General features: G+C 71.6%; 21 protein-coding genes and 1 tRNA gene. 9 read left to right on the top strand and 13 right to left on the bottom strand.

Going from position 1 to position 21206, the window contains the following annotated elements; genetic code table 11:
* Window positions 1–11 precede the first annotated feature (11 nt).
* Together ACGFIA_RS15515 and ACGFIA_RS15510 are read right to left on the bottom strand one after the other, a co-directional pair.
* Window positions 12–770: an SDR family NAD(P)-dependent oxidoreductase gene (locus ACGFIA_RS15515; RefSeq protein WP_116507002.1), complete on the bottom strand. Its 759-nt coding sequence runs from the start codon at window positions 768–770 to the stop codon at window positions 12–14.
* Between the two features lie 14 nt (window positions 771–784).
* Window positions 785–1933: an acyl-CoA dehydrogenase family protein gene (locus ACGFIA_RS15510; RefSeq protein ID WP_393260513.1), complete on the bottom strand. Its 1149-nt coding sequence runs from the start codon at window positions 1931–1933 to the stop codon at window positions 785–787.
* 91 nt (window positions 1934–2024) lie between these two features.
* Here ACGFIA_RS15510 and ACGFIA_RS15505 point away from each other — a divergent pair, with 91 nt between their 5' ends.
* From ACGFIA_RS15505 to ACGFIA_RS15465, 9 genes are all read left to right on the top strand, one after another.
* On the top strand, window positions 2025–2690 hold the full coding sequence (locus ACGFIA_RS15505) for a TetR/AcrR family transcriptional regulator (protein ID WP_393260510.1): 666 nt from the start codon (window positions 2025–2027) through the stop codon (window positions 2688–2690).
* A 45-nt stretch (window positions 2691–2735) separates the two neighbouring features.
* On the top strand, window positions 2736–2975 hold the full coding sequence (locus ACGFIA_RS15500; RefSeq protein WP_357384683.1) for an aldehyde dehydrogenase family protein: 240 nt from the start codon (window positions 2736–2738) through the stop codon (window positions 2973–2975).
* Window positions 2976–3133: 158 nt separating this feature from the next.
* Window positions 3134–3790: a hypothetical protein gene (locus ACGFIA_RS15495; RefSeq protein WP_393260507.1), complete on the top strand. Its 657-nt coding sequence runs from the start codon at window positions 3134–3136 to the stop codon at window positions 3788–3790.
* 469 nt (window positions 3791–4259) lie between these two features.
* Entirely contained in the window at window positions 4260–5393 is a 1134-nt protein-coding gene (locus ACGFIA_RS15490; RefSeq protein ID WP_357384679.1) for a histidine kinase, read from the top strand.
* The gene (locus ACGFIA_RS15485; RefSeq protein ID WP_393260504.1) at window positions 5390–6061 is read left to right on the top strand and encodes a response regulator; all 672 of its coding nucleotides are present in this window, start codon (window positions 5390–5392) and stop codon (window positions 6059–6061) included. Before ACGFIA_RS15490 ends, ACGFIA_RS15485 begins: the two co-directional genes overlap by 4 nt.
* A gap of 81 nt (window positions 6062–6142) precedes the next feature.
* A complete protein-coding gene (locus ACGFIA_RS15480) occupies window positions 6143–7522 on the top strand; it encodes a prolyl oligopeptidase family serine peptidase (protein WP_357472885.1) in 1380 nt (459 codons plus the stop codon).
* Window positions 7523–7542: 20 nt separating this feature from the next.
* Complete coding sequence (locus ACGFIA_RS15475; protein ID WP_357472882.1) at window positions 7543–8223, top strand: DUF4097 family beta strand repeat-containing protein; 681 nt, start codon at window positions 7543–7545, stop codon at window positions 8221–8223.
* 109 nt (window positions 8224–8332) lie between these two features.
* Window positions 8333–8593 (top strand): tyrosine-type recombinase/integrase, encoded by a 261-nt coding sequence (locus tag ACGFIA_RS15470; protein WP_357384671.1) that lies wholly within the window; start codon window positions 8333–8335, stop codon window positions 8591–8593.
* 432 nt (window positions 8594–9025) lie between these two features.
* Window positions 9026–9520 carry an N-acetyltransferase gene (locus ACGFIA_RS15465; protein ID WP_355015273.1) on the top strand — a complete coding sequence of 165 codons (495 nt, stop codon included), beginning with the start codon at window positions 9026–9028 and terminating at the stop codon, window positions 9518–9520.
* 216 nt (window positions 9521–9736) lie between these two features.
* On the opposite strand, the gene ACGFIA_RS15460 is transcribed toward ACGFIA_RS15465, so the two are convergent.
* From ACGFIA_RS15460 to ACGFIA_RS15410, 11 genes are all read right to left on the bottom strand, one after another.
* A tRNA-Pro gene (locus tag ACGFIA_RS15460) sits at window positions 9737–9810 on the bottom strand.
* 149 nt (window positions 9811–9959) lie between these two features.
* Complete coding sequence (gene der / locus ACGFIA_RS15455; protein ID WP_357388406.1) at window positions 9960–11342, bottom strand: ribosome biogenesis GTPase Der; 1383 nt, start codon at window positions 11340–11342, stop codon at window positions 9960–9962.
* Window positions 11343–11365: 23 nt separating this feature from the next.
* On the bottom strand, window positions 11366–12046 hold the full coding sequence (gene cmk, locus ACGFIA_RS15450; RefSeq protein WP_357388322.1) for a (d)CMP kinase: 681 nt from the start codon (window positions 12044–12046) through the stop codon (window positions 11366–11368).
* Window positions 12047–12216: 170 nt separating this feature from the next.
* Entirely contained in the window at window positions 12217–12987 is a 771-nt protein-coding gene (locus ACGFIA_RS15445) for a pseudouridine synthase (protein ID WP_357388320.1), read from the bottom strand.
* Entirely contained in the window at window positions 12974–13882 is a 909-nt protein-coding gene (gene scpB / locus ACGFIA_RS15440) for an SMC-Scp complex subunit ScpB (RefSeq protein ID WP_393260895.1), read from the bottom strand. Before scpB ends, ACGFIA_RS15445 begins: the two co-directional genes overlap by 14 nt.
* 217 nt (window positions 13883–14099) lie before the next feature.
* Window positions 14100–15185 carry a segregation and condensation protein A gene (locus tag ACGFIA_RS15435; RefSeq protein WP_393260498.1) on the bottom strand — a complete coding sequence of 362 codons (1086 nt, stop codon included), beginning with the start codon at window positions 15183–15185 and terminating at the stop codon, window positions 14100–14102.
* A 41-nt stretch (window positions 15186–15226) separates the two neighbouring features.
* The gene (locus ACGFIA_RS15430) at window positions 15227–16150 is read right to left on the bottom strand and encodes a ParA family protein (RefSeq protein ID WP_013285595.1); all 924 of its coding nucleotides are present in this window, start codon (window positions 16148–16150) and stop codon (window positions 15227–15229) included.
* 194 nt (window positions 16151–16344) lie between these two features.
* A complete protein-coding gene (locus ACGFIA_RS15425) occupies window positions 16345–17316 on the bottom strand; it encodes a tyrosine recombinase (protein ID WP_357472875.1) in 972 nt (323 codons plus the stop codon).
* Window positions 17317–17327: 11 nt separating this feature from the next.
* Entirely contained in the window at window positions 17328–18443 is a 1116-nt protein-coding gene (ald, locus tag ACGFIA_RS15420) for an alanine dehydrogenase (protein ID WP_174537683.1), read from the bottom strand.
* 326 nt (window positions 18444–18769) lie between these two features.
* Window positions 18770–19375 (bottom strand): NUDIX hydrolase, encoded by a 606-nt coding sequence (locus ACGFIA_RS15415; protein WP_357388314.1) that lies wholly within the window; start codon window positions 19373–19375, stop codon window positions 18770–18772.
* Complete coding sequence (locus tag ACGFIA_RS15410) at window positions 19372–21102, bottom strand: CTP synthase (RefSeq protein ID WP_393260493.1); 1731 nt, start codon at window positions 21100–21102, stop codon at window positions 19372–19374. Before ACGFIA_RS15410 ends, ACGFIA_RS15415 begins: the two co-directional genes overlap by 4 nt.
* Between the last annotated feature and the right edge of the window lie 104 nt (window positions 21103–21206).

The following is a 21206-nucleotide window of genomic DNA, read 5'->3' as shown; positions in this document are numbered from 1 at the left end:
GCCGGCGCGCCTCAGCGCGCGCCGCCGTTGACGTACAGGGTCTGTCCGCTGACGTACGACGCGTCGTCGCTGGCCAGGAAGGCGATCACCGAAGCGATCTCGGTCGGCTGGGCGACCCGGCGCAGCGGGGTGTGCTCGGCGACCGTCCGCTGATGCTCCTCCGGGCTGCTGCCGACCCGCTGCGCGGTGGCGGCGGTCATCGCGGTGGCCACGTAGCCCGGGGCGACGGCGTTGACCGTGACGTTGTACGGGCCGAGTTCGATGGCGAGGGTGGCCGTCAGGCCCTGCACCCCCGCCTTGGCCGCCGCGTAGTTGACCTGGCCCCGGTTGCCGAGGGCGGAGCGGCTGCTGAGGTTGACGATCCGGCCGTAGCGGGCCGCGACCATGTGCTGTTGGGCGGCCTGGCAGCAGAGGAACATGCTGGTCAGGTTGGTGGTCAGCACCGCCTCCCAGTGCGGCAGGGGCATCTTGAACAGCAGGTCGTCGCGGGTGATGCCGGCGTTGTTCACCAGCACGTGCAACCCGCCGTACGCCTGCACCACCCGGTCGGTCATCGCGGCCACCGCCGCGGGGTCGGTCACGTCGCAGCCGATGCCGACGGCCCGGCCGCCGGCCGCGGTGATCTCGTCGGCGACCGCCCGGCTGCGCTCCTCGTCGAGGTCGACCACGGCGACGGCGGCGCCCTCGGCGGCCAGCCGGTGCGCGGTCGCCGCGCCGATGCCCTGCCCGGCGCCGGTGACGACGGCCACCCGGTCGGCGAATCTGGTCACGGTTCTCCCCTTTGCTAGAAGGCGTTGACGCCGGTGAGCGCACGCCCGATGAGCAGCTGCTGGATCTGGCTGGTGCCCTCGTAGAGGGTGGCGACCCGGGCGTCGCGCAGGTACTTGCCGACCGGGTACTCGTCGATGTAGCCGTACCCGCCGAAGACCTGGACGGCGTTGTTGGCCGCCCGGACCGCTGCCTCGCTGGCGAAGAGCTTGGCCATCGAGGCCTCGGTGGCGAACGCCTCGCCCCGGTCCACGAGGTCGGCCACCCGCCACACCAGCAGCCGTGCGGCGGCGGTGTCCACGGCAATGGCGGCGAGCAACTGCTGCACCAGCTGGTGCCCGGCGATCGGCTTGCCGAACTGGGTGCGCTGCCCGGCGTAGCCGACCGCCGCGTCGAGGCAGCCCTGGGCGATGCCGACGCAGCCGGCGGCCACCGACATCCGGCCCTTGGCCAGGGTGGCCAGGGCCAGCCGGAACCCGCCGCCGGCCGGGCCGAGGCGCGCCGAGTCGGGCACCCGGACGGCGTCGAAGCACAGCTCACCGGTTGCCTGCCCGCGCAGCCCGAGCTTGCCGTGGATCTCCCTCCGGGTGAGCCCGGCGACGTTGGTGGGCACCAGGAACGCACTGATGCCCCGGTGTCCGGGTCCGCCGGTGCGGGCGAAGAGCAGGACCACGTCGGCCACGGTGCCGTTGGTGATGAACGTCTTCGCGCCGGTGATCAGCCAGTCGCCGCCGTCGCGGGTCGCCCGGGTGGTCAGCGCGGCCGCGTCCGAGCCGCTGTCCGGTTCGGTCAGGGCGAAGCAGCCGAGCGCGGTGCCGGCGCAGAGCCGGGGCAGCCACTCGGCCCGCTGCGCGGCGGACCCGTGCGCGGCGATGGCCTTGGCGACCAGCCCGAGCGACACCGAGACGATGCCCCGGACGGCGGAGTCGCCCCGGCCGAGCTCTTCCAGCACCAGGCAGTAGGAGAGGTGGTCGCCGCCGGACCCGCCGTCTTCCTCGGGGATGGTCAGCCCGAGGAAGCCCAGCCGGCCGAGCTTGTCCACGATCTCCGGGTCGACCGACTCGCGCCGGTCCCAGGCCGCGGCGTGCGGGACAACCTCACGGTCGACGAACTCGGCGGCGAGCTGACGAACCGCCGCCTGCTCCGCGGAGAGCTCAAGGTCCATGCGGCATAAACTAGCGCTGAAAGTTTAAGTACGTCCAGACCCGGCTGTGGCAGAGTTGCCGCGGACCGACGAGTGAGCGAGGGAGGCGCGGATGCCCCGGCCGAGGCAGGCGCTGCTCAGCCGGCAGCGGATCGTCGATGCCGCCGCCGCGCTGATCGACGCGGACGGGCTGGAGGCGTTCTCCACCCGCCGGCTCGCTGCCGAACTCGGCGTACGCGGGCCCTCGCTCTACAACCACTTCGCCACCAAGGACGAGATTCTCGACGCGGTGGCCGACAGCGTCACCGCCCAGGTGGACGTCTCCTTCTTCGGGCACCTCGACTGGCGCGAGGCGCTGCGCCGGTGGGGGCACTCGTATCGGGCGGCACTGGCCGCACACCCGAACATCGTCCCGTACCTGGCCCGCGGGCCGGGCCGGCGGCCGGCGGCGCTGGCGATGGCCGACGCGGTCTACGGCGGGCTCGTCGCTGCCGGCTGGCCGCCCGCGCGCGCGACGCACATCGGGGCGCTGATGCGCTACTTCGTGGCGGGCTCCGCGCTCGGATCGTTCGCCCGTGGCTTCGTCGAGGACCCGGGGTTGTACGGGGAGCGGTATCCGCACCTGACCCAGGCGCACCGGCTCGCCGAGCATCAGCAACGGGTGGACGAGGGCGCCTTCGCGCTCGGCCTCGACGCGCTCATCCATGGGCTCTCCCGCACCTACGAGGAGCACGTCGGGCCGCTACCACCCCTCCCGCCAGCCGATCCGGGGCACTAGAGTAGAAACTTGCAGCGATAGTTTTCGACCACCGTGAGGTGCGCGATGGATCTCGCACTATCCGACATCTATCTCGACGGAGCGTGGGTCGTCCCCTCCTGCGGGCAGACCATCGCGGTGCACAACCCGGCGACCGAGGAGGTGCTGGCGAGCGTGCCGGCAGGCACGGCGGCCGACGTCGACCGCGCCGTCACGGCCGCCCGCGCCGCCTTCCCGGGCTGGGCCGAACGATTCGCTAAGCATTCCCGCACGTCACGCACGCCATCCCAAGACCAGGCCGTGTAGTCGACGGCATGCCGTCGACCATCCCGCACGACATGTGGTCCCCACCCGGTCCCCCGGGCGCTGACGCGCTTGGCGACCTCACGCCCACCGGACGAGTGCCACCTCCAGTCGTCAGTTCGGAGGGCCACCATGCCGGCATGCCAAGGCGTAGATGGATCGTGGCGCTGGCCGTGGTCGCCCTCATCGGAGTCGCTGTCGGGACAGTTGCCCTGGTCGCTCCCGCCGTCGCGGCGACTGCCTGTCCACAGTGCTATGGACTTTCCGCACTCGACGGCAGCATCTACACCGACCCGGACGACGAACGGATCACCCGCTTTTACGGCACCCGGATGAGCCATCCCAGGGTATTGATCTGCGCCGCCCCAGCCTGCTACCGGCGGCTCGGCGGAGGCGGGGAGAAAGGACAGGCGATCCGCAACTGGTCCCTCATGCTGTCACCAGTCGGGGCAAACGAAACCATCGCGACCCACGAGCTGTCGCACGTCGAGTTCCACGAGCGCCTCGGGTCGGCCCGAGGCAAAGTGCCGCATTGGTTCGACGAAGGGCTGGCCGTACTCATCTCCGACGACTCCCGCTATCTGAAGCCCTCCTCTGAGGGGGACCGGTGCCGCCTGCCGTACGAGCAGGCCTCGCCGATCGTCGACTCGGATTGGCGAGCCATGACCGCGGGCGGCGTGGACCGACCGTACCTACACGCGGCCTGCGTGGTGAGTCGCTGGACCAGCGCTCACGGCGGACCCGCCGCCGTGCTGGACCTCATAGCCCGGCTCCGCGACGGCGCAGACTTCCAAACCACAGTGGCCGTCCCGCGTTGACTACCCCAGGCCTCATCCTCAGGCGGCCGGGGCGTGGGGCCCGTTTCGGGCCGTCTTGAGGACCTGAAGGACGTCTCGAATCCCTGACCGACGGGGGCCGGGGTCCGGTTGGTTCAGCTGGAGAGCTCCGATGTTGTGGGGATGAGCGATGCCAGCGGCGGCGGTGGCCAGAGTTCTGCCGGCCCGGCGGTAGTCGCGTTCAGCCGGCCGCTGAAGCTTGACCAGCGGTCAAGGAGCGCTACCGGACGGCGCACTTGACCGGCGTGGTCCCCAGGAAGCAAGCAAGGCCAGCCCCATGTTTCGGACCAGCCTTCTGAACTTCGTTTCAGCCAAGCCGAGCGCTGATCCCAGTGCTGCCGTGCGGCAGGATGGCGACCGCGGCCTTGAAGTATCCGTGTGTATCAGCTGACGTCTGACGTGCGATGCACCGCCGAGTGTTTCGACGCTGGCCGTACGTCAGAATCGGATCATGTACGAACGAGTGGTACGGCGGGCGGGCGGGCTGCCGCCGATAGCGGTGGACGCCGGGCTGGTGGTTGTCGCGTTGGTCGCCCAGCTTGCCCCGTTCGTGTCCGGCGGCCGAGATTGGCCGATCGCCGCGTACTTCATCTGTGTTGCCGTGTCGCTGCCGGTGATCTGGCGGCGGAGGGCACCGTTCGCCGTCCTCATGGTGAGCGAGCTTGCCGCCGCCGCGTACACGTTCGTCCCGGACGGGCCGCGCCAGCCCCTCTGGTATGGAGCGCTGATCGCCATGTTCACTGTCGCCGCGCAAGCGCCCCGCTGGCAACGGGTCAGCGCCGTCGTGATCATCGCGTCGGGTGCGTTCATTCTCACCGGCTCGTTCGAGACCGCTGCCCGGGGAGCGCTGCTGTGGACGACCGCGTATGCGATGGGCCGCGCTTGGTCGAACCGACAGGAGTACGTACGGACGCTTCAGGAGCGCGCCCGGCACCTCGAACGCGAGCGGGAACTGGAGGCCGAGCGGGAACGGTCCCGGATCGCGCGGAACATGCACGACATCCTGGCCCACGCGGTGAGCATCACGATCGCGCAGGCGGAGGCAGGGCCGGTGGCGATGAAGCACGGCCCTGCTCGTACAGAGGCAGCGTTCGAGGCGATTGCCACGGCGGGCCGGGACGCCATGGCCCAGTTGCGCCGGATCCTCGGCGTCCTTGACGCCGGTGGCGAGAGCGCGCGCACCCCGCAGCCGACGCTCGCTGGGATCCCGGGCCTCGTCGACACGGTCTCCCGGGTCGGCTCCACGTCGGTCACGCTGATCGTCTCCGGACGGCCCGGTACCGTAACGCCCGACGCCGAGGTCGCGGCGTATCGGATCGTCCAGGAGGCGCTGACCAACGTGCTCAAACACGCGGAGGCGAAGACGGTGACGGTGACGCTCGACTGGCGTGACGGCGAACTCGTCATCACCGTGGCCGACGACGGCCGAGGGCCCCAGACCGACGGCCGAGGACAGGGGCTCATCGGCATGCGGGAACGCGCCGCGTCCTGCGGTGGGTCCGCGTCGGTCGGCCCGGTGCCCGGCGGCAAGGGCTTCCAGGTGCAGGCGAGGTTGCCCGGCGCGGCGGCGGAGGTCGCGCGATGAGCATCCGCATCGTGGTCGCCGACGACCAGGAGCTCGTGCGGGGCGCCTTCGCGGCGATCCTCGACGCCGAGCCCGACATGGAGGTCGTCGCCGAGGCCGCTGACGGCGCCGAGGCGGTGGCCGCCGTTCACGAGCACACCCCCGACGTCCTGGTGCTCGACATCCAAATGCCGGGGATGGACGGCATCGAGGCCGCCCAGCGGCTGAGCGGCGCACCCGTACGGGTGCTCATGCTGACGACATTCGGGCAGGACGACTACATGTACGACGCGCTGCGCGCCGGAGCGAGCGGCTTCCTGCTCAAGGACGTCCGCCGCGCCGAACTGGTCCACGCGGTCCGGGTCGTCGCCGCTGGTGAGTCGCTGCTCGCCCCAGCGCTCACCACTCGGCTGATCGAGACGGCGGTCCGCAGGCCGGCGCCGCCGCCCAACTCCTGGACCGGCCTGGACCGGCTCACCCCGCGGGAGCGCGAGACGCTGCAGCTCCTCGGCCGGGGACTGACCAATGCCGAGATCGCGGCCGGACTGGTGGTCAGCGAGCACACCGTCAAGACGCATGTCAGCAGTGTGCTCGCCAAGCTCGGCCTGCGGGACCGGGCACAGGCGGTCGTGGCCGCGTACGAGTCCGGTCTCGTCGTCGCCGGCGATCCGCCTCCCTCTGTGGAGTGAGACCAGAACCGCTCGCGCGACCCAGGTAGGTCCGTTCGCTGCGGCGATGGCTGCGTACGCCGGTTCTTCGATGATCGTCCGGTGATCGCACGCACTGTCCGAATCCTGAGCCTGCTGTTCGTCGCCATCGCACTGACCGGCGTACCGTCAGCCGCCGCCCCACCGCCGGCTCCGGTCCCGGCCGACCTGACCACGACCGACGTCGGAATTCCTACGGCCGACGGAAAGACCCTTGCCGGTACGGTCTTCGCGCCTCGCGCCGCGTCCGGCCCGCTGCCCGGACTGGTGCTGGTGCACGGCTCCGGCAACGGCAAGCGGTCAAGCGTCACCCCGGAGGCGATCGCCTTCGCGCGACAGGGGATCGCCGTTCTCGCGTACGACAAACGCCCGCTCGACAACCCGGTGTACTCGCTGCTCGCCGACGACGTCGTCGCCGCGGTCGGCGTCCTGCGAAAGCAACCTGGGGTGAAGCCGAACGCCGTCGGGCTCTGGGGGATCAGCGAGGGCGGCTGGGTCATGCCCATCGCCGCGAGCCGATCGAAGGACATCGCCTTCCTCGTCCTCGCCTCCGCCCCGGCCCTGCCACCGGTGCGCGTCCAGAACTGGAACATGCGCAACAAGCTGGCTGGTGCCGGGGTCTCCGGCGCGCTCACCGACACGCTGTCTAACAAGTTCTACCGGCTCGCGGACGACGCAGGACTGTTCGCCGAGGCCGACTATGAGCCACGGCCGGCGCTGTCCGCCGTCACGCAGCCGGTCCTCGCCGTGTACGGAACGGCCGACACGCAAGTGCCGCCCGCCGAGAGCGTCGCTGTGTTGCGCCAGACGATCCGCTCACCGCTGACCGTCCGGTTCATCCCCAGCGCAGGACACACCTTGCGAGTCCTCGACGACACCGGCATGTTCACCAACGAACTGTTCCCGTCGTACCCGGAGATCGTCGGCGACTGGATCCGCGCGGTCGGCGCCGGCACCATTCCGCCGCCGCACGTCGATCAGCCCCCGGCGCAGCAGGCGAACAGCGTCGCACTGACCCCCTCGGCATGGTGGGAGTCCTGGCCCGCGCAGCTCATCGCCCTCGCCGTGCTCCTGACCGGCTTCCTGTCCTACCCGATCGTCGCTCTTGTCCGGCGAGTGCCCCGCCGTGCGGTAACCGCCGCTCGTCCCGCCCGGCTCCTCGCCGCCGCGGGTGCCACTGCGGTCATCGGCTTCGTCGCATACTTCGTCACCGTGGCCGACAGCGCAAACTGGAAGGGCATCTCACCGGGCCCGATGGTGGGTGGTCGACCCGTGTTCTGGCTGGCGCTCCAGGCCGTCGCGCTCCTAACCGTCATCACCACCGCCGTGACGATCCACGCATGGCGTACTTCCACCGTCGACCGTCTGCGCCAAGGCTTCCTGCTCGTGGCCGGCGTCCTCTTCCTCCCCTGGGCCCTGTACTGGGGCCTCCTGCTCCCCTGACCCTCTGGAAAGGCCACCTTGTGCGCACCCGCATCACCGCACTTGCCTGTCTAGCCATGGCGCTCGTACCGCTGGCCGCCTGCGACGAGCAGCAGCAGACCGAGACCCGCGCGTACGACCTCACCGACAAGGTTGACGCCCTCGCCGTCAGCAGCCTCGGCGGCCGGATCACCGTCACGGCCGGCTCCGGCGGCACCGTGCACGTCACCGAGACCATCCGGTACACCGGCGCGAAACCAGTACCGCAGCACAACGTCGTTGGGTCGGATCTCACGTTTACGTCGGGCTGCGCGGGCCACCCAGGCAGCTGCAGCGTCGACTACCACCTCGAGGTGCCGGCCACGTTCAAGGCCACGCTTGACAGTGCCGGCGGCACCATCTCCGTCACCGGCCTGTCCGGCGAGCTGAACCTGACGTCCGGCGGCGGAGCGGTCGACGCGAGCGGAATCACCCCGGCCACCATCACGGCCCGGACCGGCGGCGGCGCCATCCAGCTCACGTTCACCAAGCCGCCCGAGTCCGTCCGCGTGGACAGTAGCGGTGGTGACGTCACGCTCCGGCTACCCCGCGACCGCTACAGCATCGACGCGCAGGGCTCCGGCGGCACAACCACCGTCGAGATCCCCACCGACGCTGCCTCCGCGCACAGGATCGGTGTCCACTCCGGCGGCGGCGACATCCTCGTCACCGCACCCGAGTGAACACCGCCCGCAGCAGACGGTCCACAACGGCACGGAACGCTCACGGGATCAGACCGACGTAGCGGACCTGGCCTGACGCTGCCTGCCCGCAGGACCCGGGTGCGTGGTCATGACCGGACCAGCCACGCGCGCCGACCTCGACTGGGTCACCCCGCACACCTTCCGCAAGACCGTGGCCACCCTGATCAAGGAGGAGACCGACACCAAGAGCGCCGCAGCCCAGCTTGGGCACTCCAGCGAGGAAGTCACCGAGACCTACTACGTCGCCAAGCCCGTCCAAGCCCCGGACGTGTCCGACATCCTCGAGCGACTCGGCACCAGCCCGAACGGGCCGCAGCCACCAGCAGCACACAACGATGCACACCGATGACGAACTTGGTTGCCGTACCTCGTAAATGGGGGGTTTCGGGGGGGCGGTTCAAAGCTTCATAGATGAAAGCGAAAGCCCTGACCAGCATTCTCGCTGGTCAGGGCTTTTTTTCCTGTCGGGACGGCCGGATTCGAACCGACGACCCCTTGACCCCCAGGACGACTCGCCACACGTCCACGCACGTCACGCACACTGTCTCCACGGTCAGGCCGTGCAGTCGACGGCATCCCGGCCACTATCGCGCACACCGTGAGGTCCCCATCGGGTCCCCAGATCGCCGACCCCCTCGGCGACCGCAGCGTGCGATTGAGGAAATGCGGACCCGGCCGCAAGGCACACGGCGACGGCCCGGCTTGTCCTGCCTCGCCACACCGGCCGCCACGGCAAGGCGCCTGGATCATCCCGCATCGGCCGGTTGTAGCCTCAGCCCCTATGAGTTGGCTGCCTGAGGATTTCGTCCACCCCGTCTACGTACCCGTGCCCAACACCGCGCTTCACCTACGGCCGATCCGCGAGTCGGACACCGCGATCGACTACCCCGCCGTGATGGGCTCTCGAGAGCGCTTGTGGGAGATCTTCGGCCCGGCCTGGGGTTGGCCCGAGGAGACGATGACCCATGAAGAGGACCGCATCGACTTGCTGCGGCACGAGAAGGAGATAGCCGCGCACCAGTCGTTCAACTACGTGCTGCTGAACGACGAGGAGACGGCGATCTTCGGCTGCGTCTACATCGATCCGCCCGAGCGCACCGGCTCCGACGGAGAGGTCTCCTGGTGGGTGGTGGACGACCTCGTCGGCAGCGAGGTGGAGCGCGCGCTCGACGCCCTGGTGCCGCAATGGATTGCCGCAGATTGGCCCTTCCAGCAGCCCCGTTATCTGGGCCGCGACATCACCTGGCACGACTGGCTTGCGCTGCCGCGCGCCTAGGAGGCCCATCGGCCCGGCCCACGTCCCGCGTCGTCGAGGCGGCCCGCGTCGTGGGCCGCCTAGATGATGCGAAAGGAGCAATTTGGCAGGTAACGGGCTGGCCACATTGCTTGACCAACGGTCAAGCAACGCCAGGCCAGCTCCAACTTGACTGATCTTGGTCCCAAGAACGGCGAAAGGGCCAACCCGTTTTCCGGATCAGCCCTCTGACCTGCGTCGGGACGGCCGGATTCGAACCGACGACCCCTTGACCCCCAGTCAAGTGCGCTACCAAGCTGCGCCACGTCCCGATGCCCCCGCCAGGTCTCCCCCGCGGCAGCCGGTACAGCTTAGCGCAGGATCTTCGCACCGCGCGCAGAGGCCCCTCCCGCGCCGCGCGCCACACCCCCTAGAGCATCCTAGGAGGGTGTGGCGCGGCAAAACGGCGGCGCCCGAAGCGTCAGCCGTGGGCCTTGCCCCGGCCGCCGGGGCCGAGCTTCTTGCGCGGGCGTACCGAGATCTCGATCGGGCTGCCCTCGAAGCCGAACTCCTCGCGGAGCTTGCGCTCGACGAAGCGCTGGTAGCCGGCGTCCAGCGGCCCGGTGGTGAACAGCACGAAGCGCGGCGGCGCCGCCCCGGCCTGGGTGGCGAACAGGATGCGCGGCGCGCGTCCGCCGCGTACCGGGTGCGGGGTGGCCTGGACCAGCGCGGTGAGCCACTGGTTGAGCTGCGCGGTGGGGATGCGCGTCTCCCAGCTCGCCAGCGCCTTGCGCAGCGCGGGCGCGAGCTTGTCGACCGCGCGGCCGGTCTTCGCGGACAGGTTCAGCCGGATCGCCCAGGGGATGCGCCGCAGCTCCCGGTCGATCTCCTTGTCCAGGTAGTAGCGGCGGTCGCCGTCGACCAGGTCCCACTTGTTGAACGCGATGACCAGCGCCCGGCCGGACTCGACGACCATGGTGAGGATCCGCTGGTCCTGCTCGCTGATCACCTCGCTGGAGTCGAGCAGCACCACGGCGACCTCGGCCGCCTCGATCGCCGAGGCGGTACGCAGGCTGGCGTAGTACTCGGTGCCGCTGGCCTTGCCGACCCGCTTGCGCAGGCCGGCGGTGTCGACCAGCTGCCAGGTCTCGCCGCCGATCTCGACCAGGCTGTCGACCGGGTCGACTGTGGTGCCGGCGACCGAGTCGACCACCGCGCGCTCCTCGCCGGAGAAGCGGTTGAGCAGGCTGGACTTGCCGACGTTGGGGCGGCCCACCAGCGCCACCCGGCGGGGGCCGCGCGGCCGGTCCTCCACGATCTTCGGCGCCTCGGGCAGCGCGTCCATGATCGCGTCGAGCAGGTCGCCGGAGCCCCGGCCGTGCAGTGCCGAGATCGGGAACGGCTCACCGAGGCCGAGCGACCACAGCGAGGTCGCCTCCATCTCGATGGTGGCGTTGTCGGCCTTGTTCGCGATGAGGATCACCGGCTTGGCGCTGCGGCGCAGCATCTTCACCGCTGCCTCGTCCACGTCGGTCGCGCCGACCATGGCGTCCACCACGAACAGCACCACGTCGGCGGTCGCCACAGCGGTCTCGGCCTGCGCGGCGATGGCCGCGGCCCGGTCCTTGGCGTCGGGCTCCCAGCCGCCGGTGTCCACCACCGTGAACGCCCGGCCGTTCCACTGCGCGTCGTAGGGCACCCGGTCCCGGGTCACGCCGGGGATGTCCTCCACGACCGCCTGCCGGCGGCCGATGATGCGGTTGACCAGCGTGGACTTGCCGACGTTCGGACGGCCGACCACTGCCACCACGGGCTGCGGGCCGGTCGGCTCACCGGAGTCGGCCTCCGGCTCGCGCAGCTCCACCCAGCTACCGAAATCATTGTCACTCACGCCACACCCCGCTCGGTGAGCATGTCGCGCAGACGTGCCACTACCTCGTCGATGCCCAGCTCGGTGGTGTCCAGCACCACCGCGTCGGGGGCCTGCTGCAACGGGTTGACCGTGCGGGTCGAGTCGAGCCGGTCCCGGCGGGCCAGGTCGGCGGCGGTCGCCGCGACGTCGGCGGCGTCCTCGGCGCTGCGGCGCTTCGCGCGCGCCGCCTCGGAGGCGGTCAGGTACACCTTCAGGTCCGCGTCCGGCGCGACCACCGAGCCGATGTCCCGGCCTTCGACCACGATCCGGCCCGCGTCGGCGATCACCCGCCGCTGCCGGTCCACCAGCAGCTCGCGTACGGCGGCGACGGCGGCGACCGCGGACACCGCCTGAGTCACCTCGGCGCCGCGGATGGCTGTGGACACGTCGGTGCCGTCGACTGTCACGGCGTACCCCTGGGGGTCGGTGCCGATGCGGAGGTCGGCCTCGGCGGCGACCTTCGCCACCGACTCGGTGTCGGTGAGTTCCACCCCGGAGCGCAGGACCGCCCAGGTCAGCGCCCGGTACATGGCGCCGGTGTCGAGGTAGCGGGCGCCCAGGCCCGTGGCCAGTCGCCGCGACACGGTGGACTTCCCCGAACCGGACGGCCCGTCCACAGCGACCACACATCGCCCGGCCGGTACGTTTTCCTCCACCGTTGTCCTCCTCAGCCCGTACCTCGCGGGTCGCCCGATTCCCGGGCGCCGTTGAGCGGATGGTTCTGTCGTCAATCATGCCCGCGCCGCGCGGGCGTCCCGCCGGGCAAGCGTGTGCCGGCCCGCGGACCGCGTCGAAGCCTACCGGGAGCGGTACCCCGATCGGCGGGTCAGTCACCCACCGCCTTGAACAGGGCGGCGACCTCCGCGTTCGTCAGCCGCCGCAGCCGCCCGGTGCGCAGGTCGCCGAGCTTGATCGGACCGATCGAGGTACGGATCAGACGGGACACCGGGTGTCCCACCTCGGCCATCAGGCGCCGGACGATGTGCTTGCGCCCCTCGTGCAGGGTCAGCTCCACCTGGGCGGTTTTACCGAGCGTGTCGACCACCTTGAACCCGTGGACCTTCACCGGCCCGTCCTCCAGCTCGACGCCGGCGGTGAGCCGCTTGCTCAGGTTGCGCGGGATCGGCCCGGCGACCTCGGCGAGGTAGGTCTTGAGCACCTCGTACGACGGGTGCATGAGCTTGTGGGCGAGGGTGCCGTCGTTCGTGAGCAGGAGCAGGCCCTCGCTGTCGGCGTCGAGCCGCCCGACGTGGTAGACCCGCTGCTCCAGCCGCGCGCCGATGAAGTCGGCGAGCTCGGTGCGGCCCTTCTCGTCAGCCATGGTGGTGACCACCCCGCGCGGCTTGTTCATCGCCACGTAGACCAGGCGGACGTCGGCCTGGAGCCGCTCCCCGTCGACGACGATCACGTCGCGGGCCGGGTCGGCCTTGTCGCCGAGCTGCGCCACCCGCCCGTTCACTGTCACCCGGCGCCGGAAGATCAGGTCTTCACAGGCGCGCCGGGAACCCACCCCCGCGGCGGCGAGCACCTTCTGCAGGCGCTCGGCGCCCTCGTACACGGGGGCGTCGGGCTTCGGGGCACGGTCATCGCGTCGCATCGGCAAGCTCTTCTACGTCGTCGGGAAGGAACGGGGCGAGCGGCGGCAGGTCGTCCACCGAGTTCAGCCCCAGCTTCTCCAGGAACATGGTGGTGGTCCGGTAGAGGTAGGCGCCGCTGTCCGCTTCGGTGCCGCACTCCTCGACCAGGCCGCGACCCACCAGGGTACGGAGGACCCCGTCGCAGTTGACACCCCGGATGGCCGAGATGCGGGAACGGGTCACCGGCTGGCGGTAGGCGACCACGGCCAGGGTCTCCAGCGCGGCCTGGGTCAGCCGCACGGACTGCCCGTCCAGCACGAACCGTTCCACGTACGTCGCGTATTCCGGCCGGGTGTAGAGACGCCAGCCACCCGCCGCCCGGCGCAGGTCGAACCCGTGCCCGGCCGCGGTGTACCCGGCGGCGATCTCGTCGAGCATCGCGCCGACCCGCTCCGGGGCCTGTTCGAGGACCTCGGCCAGGGTCAGCTCGCTGACCGGCTGGTCCACCACGAGCAGGATCGCCTCCAGGGCGCCGCGCAGCTCCGCGTCGTCCAGGACGGGTGCGGGCGGCGGTTCCGGCACGGCTCGCCGCCGTCCCCGCTTCGGGGGTACGCCCTCAGCACCCGCTCCCCCGCCCTCCTGCCGCGCCGCGTCCCGCCCGGCGTCGTCGCCGAGGGCGGCCACTGGCCGATCGCCGACCGCAGGCGACGGGCGATCGTCGTCGGACCCCTCAGCGCCCGCCGCACCGCCCCCGGACCCGGTCGCCGTCCCGCCCGCCCCGCTCGCCCCGCTCGCCCCGCTCGCCCCGCTCGCCCCGCTCGCCCCCGAGATCTTGGTACGGTCCCGCCCCTCAGAGGGCGCCCCCGTACCAAGATCCGGCACGGCCGGGACCGCAGCGGCGATCTTGGAAGGAATCGGCCCCTCTGAAGGCCCCTCGCTTCCAAGATCTATGGACGGCTTCGATGCGGTGTCCGTGATGTCGGGTTTCGAAGGGTGGGTGTCGGCCGGGACGGTGTCGTCCGGGGCGGGCTTGGGCGGGGTGGGCTTGGGCGGGGTGGGGCGCTCCCACGGGGGCACCCAGGCGGCGGCCTGGTCGGCCAGGGAGTCGCGGCGTTCCTGGTCGCTCATCCGTTCACTCCTGCGTCGGTGCTGGTTCGTCCGCCGCCTCGGTGGGCACGGCGGGCTCGGATGCGGTAGGCGCTGCGACGCCGCCCGGCACGGCGGCATCGCCAGTCACGGCAGCATCGCCAGTCACGACGGCGCCGGCCGGAGCATCGTCGGCCGGAGCAGCAGCGTCGTCGGCCGGCGCGGCGGGGACGGACGTGGTCGTGGGCTCGGGGGTGCCGGCGTACTCGTCGACTGTCAGCTCGGCGTCACCGTCGGCCGGGCCGGTCCAGCGGACCGTCAGCTCCTCCAGCGCCTGCTCCTGCACGAACGCCACCAGGCCCTGCCGGTACAGCTCCAGCAGCGCCAGGAACCGGGCCACCACTTCGAGCGTCATCTCGCAGTCGGCGCAGAGCAGCGAGAACGTGGCGACCCCGGCTCGGCGCAGCCGGTCGGCGATGATGCCGGCGTGTTCCCGGACGCTGACCCGGACCATGTGCACGTGCGCGATGGACACCTCGGGCACCGGTTTCGGGCTCATCGCCTTGACCGCCAGCTTGCGCAGCCGCTCCGGGCCGATGCCGAGCACCAGGTCGGGCAGCGCCTCGGCGTACCGCGGTTCGAGGGTGACCGCCCGCGGGTAGCGCCGGCCGCCGACCGCCTCCAGCTCGGCGATGTGCGCGGCGGCCTCCTTGTACGCCTTGTACTGCAACAGCCGGGCGAACAACAGGTCCCGCGCCTCCAGCAGCGCCAGGTCCTCCTCGTCCTCGACCTCGGCCGAGGGCAGCAGCCGGGCCGCCTTCAGGTCCAGCAGGGTGGCGGCGACGAGCAGGAACTCGCTTGTCTCGTCCAGGTCCCACTGGTCGCCCATGGCCCGCAGGTACGCGATGAACTCGTCGGTGACCTTGTGCAGGGCGACCTCGGTGACGTCCAGCTTGTGCTTGCTGATCAGCTGGAGCAGCAGGTCGAACGGGCCGGTGAAGTTGTCCAGCCGGACAGTGAAGCCACCGGTCTCCGGGCTGTCGGGCACCACACCGTCGACCTCGGCGGCCAGCTCCGCGGCGACGGCGGCGTCACCGGGGCCGTGCGGCGGGTCGAGGGGCGGTGCGGTCACCGGGAAACCGTAGACGACGCGGCGGGCAGCCGGCGTACGCCCTACCGGTCCGCCTGGGCGGCGATGACCTCCCGGGCCAGCTGCCGGTAGTTGCGCGCGCCGGAGGAGGCCGGGTCGAGGGTGGTGATCGGGGCGCCGGCCACCGTGGACTCGGGGAACTTCACCGTCTTGGTGATGACGGTCTGGTAGACCTTGTCGCCGAACGCCTCGACCACCCGCTGCAGCACCTGCCGGCAGTGGGTGGTGCGGCTGTCGTACATGGTGGCGAGGATGCCTTCGAGTTCCAGGTCGAAGTTGAGCCGCTCGCGCACCTTGTCGATGGTGTCCAGCAGCAGCGCCACACCGCGCAGGCTGAAGAACTCGCACTCCAGCGGGATGAGCACCCCGTGCGCGACGGTGAGCGCGTTGATCGCCAGCAGGCCCAGCGAGGGCTGGCAGTCGATCAGGATGAAGTCGTACTCCTTGCGGATGGTGCGCAGCACCCGCGCCAGGGCCATCTCCCGGGCGACCTCGTTCACCAGCTGGATCTCGGCGGCGGAGAGGTCGATGTTGGCGGGCAGCAGGTGCAGGCCGGCCACGTCGGTCTTGATCAGGACGTCCTCGGCGGTGACGTCGTCCTGCATCAGCAGGTTGTAGACCGACAGGTCCAGGTTGTGCGGGTTGACGCCCAGCCCGACGGAGAGGGCGCCCTGCGGGTCGAAGTCGACGAGGAGCACCTTGCGGCCGTACTCGGCCAGGGCCGCGCCCAGGTTGATGGTCGTCGTGGTCTTGCCGACGCCGCCCTTCTGGTTGGCCATCGCGATGATCCGCGCCGGGCCGTGCCGGTCGGTCGGCATGGGTTCGGGGATCGGCTTGCGCATGGTGTACGCGGCCGGGTCGGCGGGGCCGAGATCGGCACCGAGCGTCGCCTGCTGCTCACGGAGCTCCGACGTCCAGGTCTCGGCACGGTCACCGTTGCCTGCCATGTCCTCGTTGCCCCCTCCCGACGACCACCCGGCGTCGGAGCCGTCCGACGTCCCTCGCGGCGCCGCTGCGCACCCCCGGTCCGTCGTACCTGGAGGCCCGCGCCGATGCCGACTGTACGCCACCGGCCAGCAGCGCGTTCGGTAGCGGGTCGGCGTGTCGGCCGCCCGTCAGCCAGGGCCGGTCGCGTCGGCGCTCAGCGGGCGCGCGGATGCGCTGTCGCGTACACCTCGCGCAGCCGCTCCACGGTCACCAGCGTGTAGACCTGGGTGGTGGTCACCGAGGCGTGGCCGAGCAGTTCCTGCACCACGCGCACGTCGGCGCCGCCGTCGAGCAGGTGGGTGGCGTACGAGTGGCGCAGCGTGTGCGGGGAGACCGCGTCGCGCCCGTCGACGGGCAGGCCGGCGCGGGTGGCAGCGGAGCGCAGCACCGCCCAGGCGCCCTGCCGGGTGAGCGGGCCACCACGGGCGTTGACGAAGACCGCGTGGGTGCCACGCCCGGCGGCGAGCAGCGCCGGGCGGCCCCGGACCAGCCAGGCGCGCAGCGCGTCGGCCGCGTACCCGCCGACCGGGACCAGCCGGGTCCGGCCGCCCTTGCCGCGCAGCAGCACGGTGCCGGCGTCCAGGTCGAGGTCGTCGACCGCCGCGCCGACCGCCTCGGAGATGCGCGCGCCGGTGCCGTACAGGAATTCCAGCAGTGCCCGGTCGCGCAGCGCGCGGGCGGCGGCGTCGCCGGTGGCGCCGGGCAGGCCGGCGGCCTCCAGCAGCCGCAGGACCGCGTCGACCGGCAGCGCCCGGGGCAGCCGGCGCGGCGGTGCGGGCGGCCGGACGTCGCGGCTGGGGTCGGCGCCGGCGAGTCCCTCGCGCAGCGCGAAGCGGTGCAGGCCGCGTACCGCGCTGGCGGCGCGGGCGGCGGACGAGACGGCGAGCGGCGGGTGGTCGTCGTCGCCCGCGCGCAGCCGGGCCAGGTGGGCCTCGACCTGCGCGGGCCCGGCGGCGGCCAGGTCGGTCACCCCGGCCGCGGCCAGGGTGGCCAGGTAGCGGTCCAGATCCCGGCGGTACGAGGCGAGCGTGTTCGCGGACAGCCCGCGTTCGACGGTGAGGTGGTCCAGGTAGGCCCGGACCGCACGGCGCAGGGCCGGCGCGGGTTCCGCGCCGGCCCTGCGCACCGCGGCGTCGGTCAGCTCAGCACCTCGTCCAGCGGCAGCACGTCCATGCCGTGCGCCTCGGCAACCGGCCCGTAGACGACCTTGCCGGCGTGGGTGTTCAGGCCCAGCGCCAGCGCCGGGTCGTTGCGCAGCGCCTGCTGCCAGCCCTGGTTGGCCAGTTCGAGGGCGTACGGCAGGGTGACGTTCGTCAGCGCGTAGGTGCTGGTGTTCGGCACCGCGCCCGGCATGTTCGCCACGCAGTAGAAGATCGAGTCGTGGACCTTGTAGACCGGGTCGGCGTGCGTGGTCGGGCGCGAGTCCTCGAAGCAGCCGCCCTGGTCGATGGCGATGTCGACGAGCACACTGCCCGGCTTCATCCGGGAGACCAGCTCGTTGGAGATGAGCTTCGGGGCCTTCGCGCCGGGCACCAGCACCGCGCCGATGACCAGGTCCGCGTCGAGCACGGCCCGTTCGATCTCGTACGCGTTGGAGGCGACCGTCTGCAGGTGGCCCCGGTAGATGGCGTCGGCCTGGCGCAGCCGGGCCACGTTCTTGTCCAGCAGCAGCACCTCGGACTGCAGGCCGAGCGCGATGGCGGCGGCGTTCAGGCCGGACACGCCCGCGCCGATGACCACGGTCTTCGCCGCGTACACGCCGGAGACGCCGCCGGGCAGCACGCCCCGCCCGCCGCCGGTGCGCATCATGTAGAAGGCGCCCACCTGCGGGGCGAGCCGGCCGGCCACCTCGGACATCGGGGCCAGCAGCGGCAGCGACCGGTCGGGCAGCTCGACCGTCTCGTACGCGATGCCGGTGACCTTGCGGTCGACCAGCGCGTCCGTGCACTCGCGGGACGCGGCCAGGTGCAGGTAGGTGAACAGCACCTGCCCCTCGCGCATCCGGTGGTACTCCTCGGCGATCGGCTCCTTGACCTTGAGCACCAGCTCGGCGGTGTCCCACACCTCGTCGGCGGTGGCCAGGATCTTCGCGCCGGCGGCGGCGAACTCGTCGTCGGTGATGCTGGAACCGACGCCCGCGCCTGCCTCCACGAAGACCTCGTGGCCGTGGCGGGTGAACTCGTTGACGCCCGCGGGTGTGATCGCCACCCGGTACTCGTGGTTCTTGACCTCGCGGGGGATTCCGACCTTCACGATGCAGACACCTTCCTCCGGGGCGGTTCACCCCCGACTGCGCGGCGCCGCGCCGGCTCCGTTGCCGGCGCGGTCTGCCGGTCCCGCCGGCGGCAGTCTAGGCCCGTGGAAGGTCCACCGGCCGCGACACTGTGACATCCGGTGGCCGCTGGTCCTGACGGTCTGTCAGGCAACCCCTCGGGCCGCCCGGTGGAGACGTCACCCGCCGACGGGACAGAGTTCGATGTCATCTTCGCACCGGCGCCGCGGCGACGCCGGACGGACGTGAACTACCGCGAAGGGCCGCCCGGCGCGGTACGCCGGGCGGCCCTTCGCGTCGTCGCCGGTCAGCGCGGCAGCGGCGCCTCCGGGCGGCGCAGCTCGGTGAAGCCGGTCTCGCGGGCGCGGGCGGCGGCGAGCAGTCCGGCCACGCAGGAGGCGTTGGTGATCTCGCCGGCCAGGACCATCCGCACCGCCTCGTCCAGGTCCACGCGCACCACCTGGAGGTCGGCCTCCTCGTCGTGGCGGTGGTGCCGCTGCTCGGCCGGCACGTCGGCCAGGTCGCGGGCCAGGAAGACCCGGACCACCTCGTCGGTGAAGCCGGGCGAGCTGTGCAGGTCGACGAGCACGTCGACGCGCCCCGCGGTGAGGTCCGCCTCCTCGCCCAGCTCCCGCAGCGCGGCGGCGGCCAGGTCCTCGCCGCCGACGTCCATCAGACCGGCGGGCAGCTCCCACAGGTGCCGGCCGACCGGGTGCCGGTACTGGCGGATCAGCACCACCTGACCGGCGTCGTCGAGCGCCACCACGGCGACCGCGCCGACGTGCCGCACGTAGTCGCGGGTCGCGCTGCCGCCGCCGGGCATGGTGACGTCGTCGCTGACCACGGAGAAGATCCGGCCGGACCAGATCTCCCGGCGGCCGGTCACCTCATAGCGGTGCTCGACGCCGCTCACTTCCCGGACGCCTTCGCGCCGCCGCCGCGGCCGGTCTTCTTCGACGCGCCGTCCAGGTCCACCGGCAGCTGGTCGGCCTGCGAGTACGCCACGGCGGCGCCGACGAACGCGGCGAACAGCGGATGCGGCCGGGTGGGGCGGCTCTTCAGCTCCGGGTGCGCCTGGGTGGCCACGAAGAACGGGTGCAGGGTGCGGTCCAGCTCGACGAACTCGACCAGCCGCCCGTCCGGCGAGGTGCCGGAGATGTTCAGGCCGGCCTTCGCGAGCTGGTCGCGGTAGGCGTTGTTCACCTCGTACCGGTGCCGGTGCCGCTCGCTGACCTCGGTGCTGCCGTACGCCTCGGCGACGATCGAGCCCTCGGCCAGCTTCGCCGGGTACGCCCCGAGCCGCATGGTGCCGCCCAGGTCGCCGCGCCCGGCGACGATGTCCTCCTGGTCGGCCATGGTGGCGATGACCGGGTGCACTGCCTCCTCGTCGAACTCCAGCGAGTTCGCCTCGTCGAGGTTGGCCAGGTGCCGGGCCACCTCGATGGTCATGCACTGCAGGCCGAGGCAGAGGCCGAGCAGCGGGACGCCGTTCTCCCGCGCGTACCGGGCGGTGCCGACCTTGCCCTCGATGCCGCGCACGCCGAAACCGCCGGGGATCACGATGCCGTCGACGCCGGACAGCGCGGCGGCGGCACCGGCCGGGGTCACGCAGTCGTCGCTGGGCACCCACTTGAGCTGCACCCGGGCGCGGTGGCCGAACCCGGCCGCCCGGATCGCCTCGCTCACCGACAGGTACGCGTCGGGCAGGTCGACGTACTTGCCGACCAGCGCCACGGTGATCGTGTGCCGGGGCTGGTGCACCCGCTCCAGCAGGTCGTCCCAGCGGGTCCAGTCGACGTCGCGGAACGACAGGCCGAGCCGGCGCACCACGTACGCGTCGAGGCCCTCGCGGTGCAGCACCTTGGGGATGTCGTAGATGCTCGGCGCGTCCGGCGCGGCGGTGACCGCCTCCCGGTCGACGTCGCAGTACAGCGACAGCTTCTCCTTGACCTTCTCCGGGATCTCCCGGTCGCAGCGCAGCACCAGCGCGTCGGGCTGGATGCCGATGCTGCGCAGCTGCGCCACCGAGTGCTGGGTCGGCTTGGTCTTCAGCTCGCCCGACGGCGCCAGGTACGGCACCAGCGACACGTGCAGGTAGAAGCAGTTGTCCCGGCCCAGGTCGTGGCGGATCTGCCGGATCGACTCCAGGAACGGCAGCGACTCGATGTCGCCGACGGTGCCGCCGACCTCGGTGATCACCACGTCGGGCACCTGGCCGTCGGCGTCCGGGTCGGCCATGCCGCGGATGCGGGCCTTGATCTCGTTGGTGATGTGCGGGATGACCTGCACCGTGTCGCCGAGGTACTCCCCGCGCCGCTCCTTGGCGATCACCGCCGAGTAGATCTGGCCGGTGGTGACGTTCGCCTTGCCGGAGAGGTCCCGGTCGAGGAACCGCTCGTAGTGGCCGACGTCGAGGTCGGTCTCGGCGCCGTCCTCGGTGACGAAGACCTCGCCGTGCTGGAACGGGTTCATCGTGCCGGGGTCGACGTTCAGGTACGGGTCGAGCTTCTGCATCACCACGCGCAGTCCGCGCGCGGTCAGCAGACTGCCGAGGCTGGAGGCGGTGAGGCCCTTACCCAGCGAGGAGGCGACGCCCCCGGTGACGAAAATGTGCCTGGTCGTCCGTGCTGTAGGGGCCAACGCCTGCTCCCGTGTCGTCCGTAGCGGTCGTGCGAACCGCCGTGCCGATCAGCAGAGTGATCACGCGATCCACGGGATTCCACGGTAACACCATCCGGACCGTG

It is taken from the genome of Micromonospora sp. NPDC049203 (assembly GCF_043197215.1).
In the GTDB taxonomy this organism is placed as follows: Bacteria; Actinomycetota; Actinomycetes; order Mycobacteriales; family Micromonosporaceae; genus Micromonospora.
The sequence above is the reverse complement of the archived record's forward strand: the minus strand, read 5'-3'. Positions and strand labels throughout refer to the sequence as shown.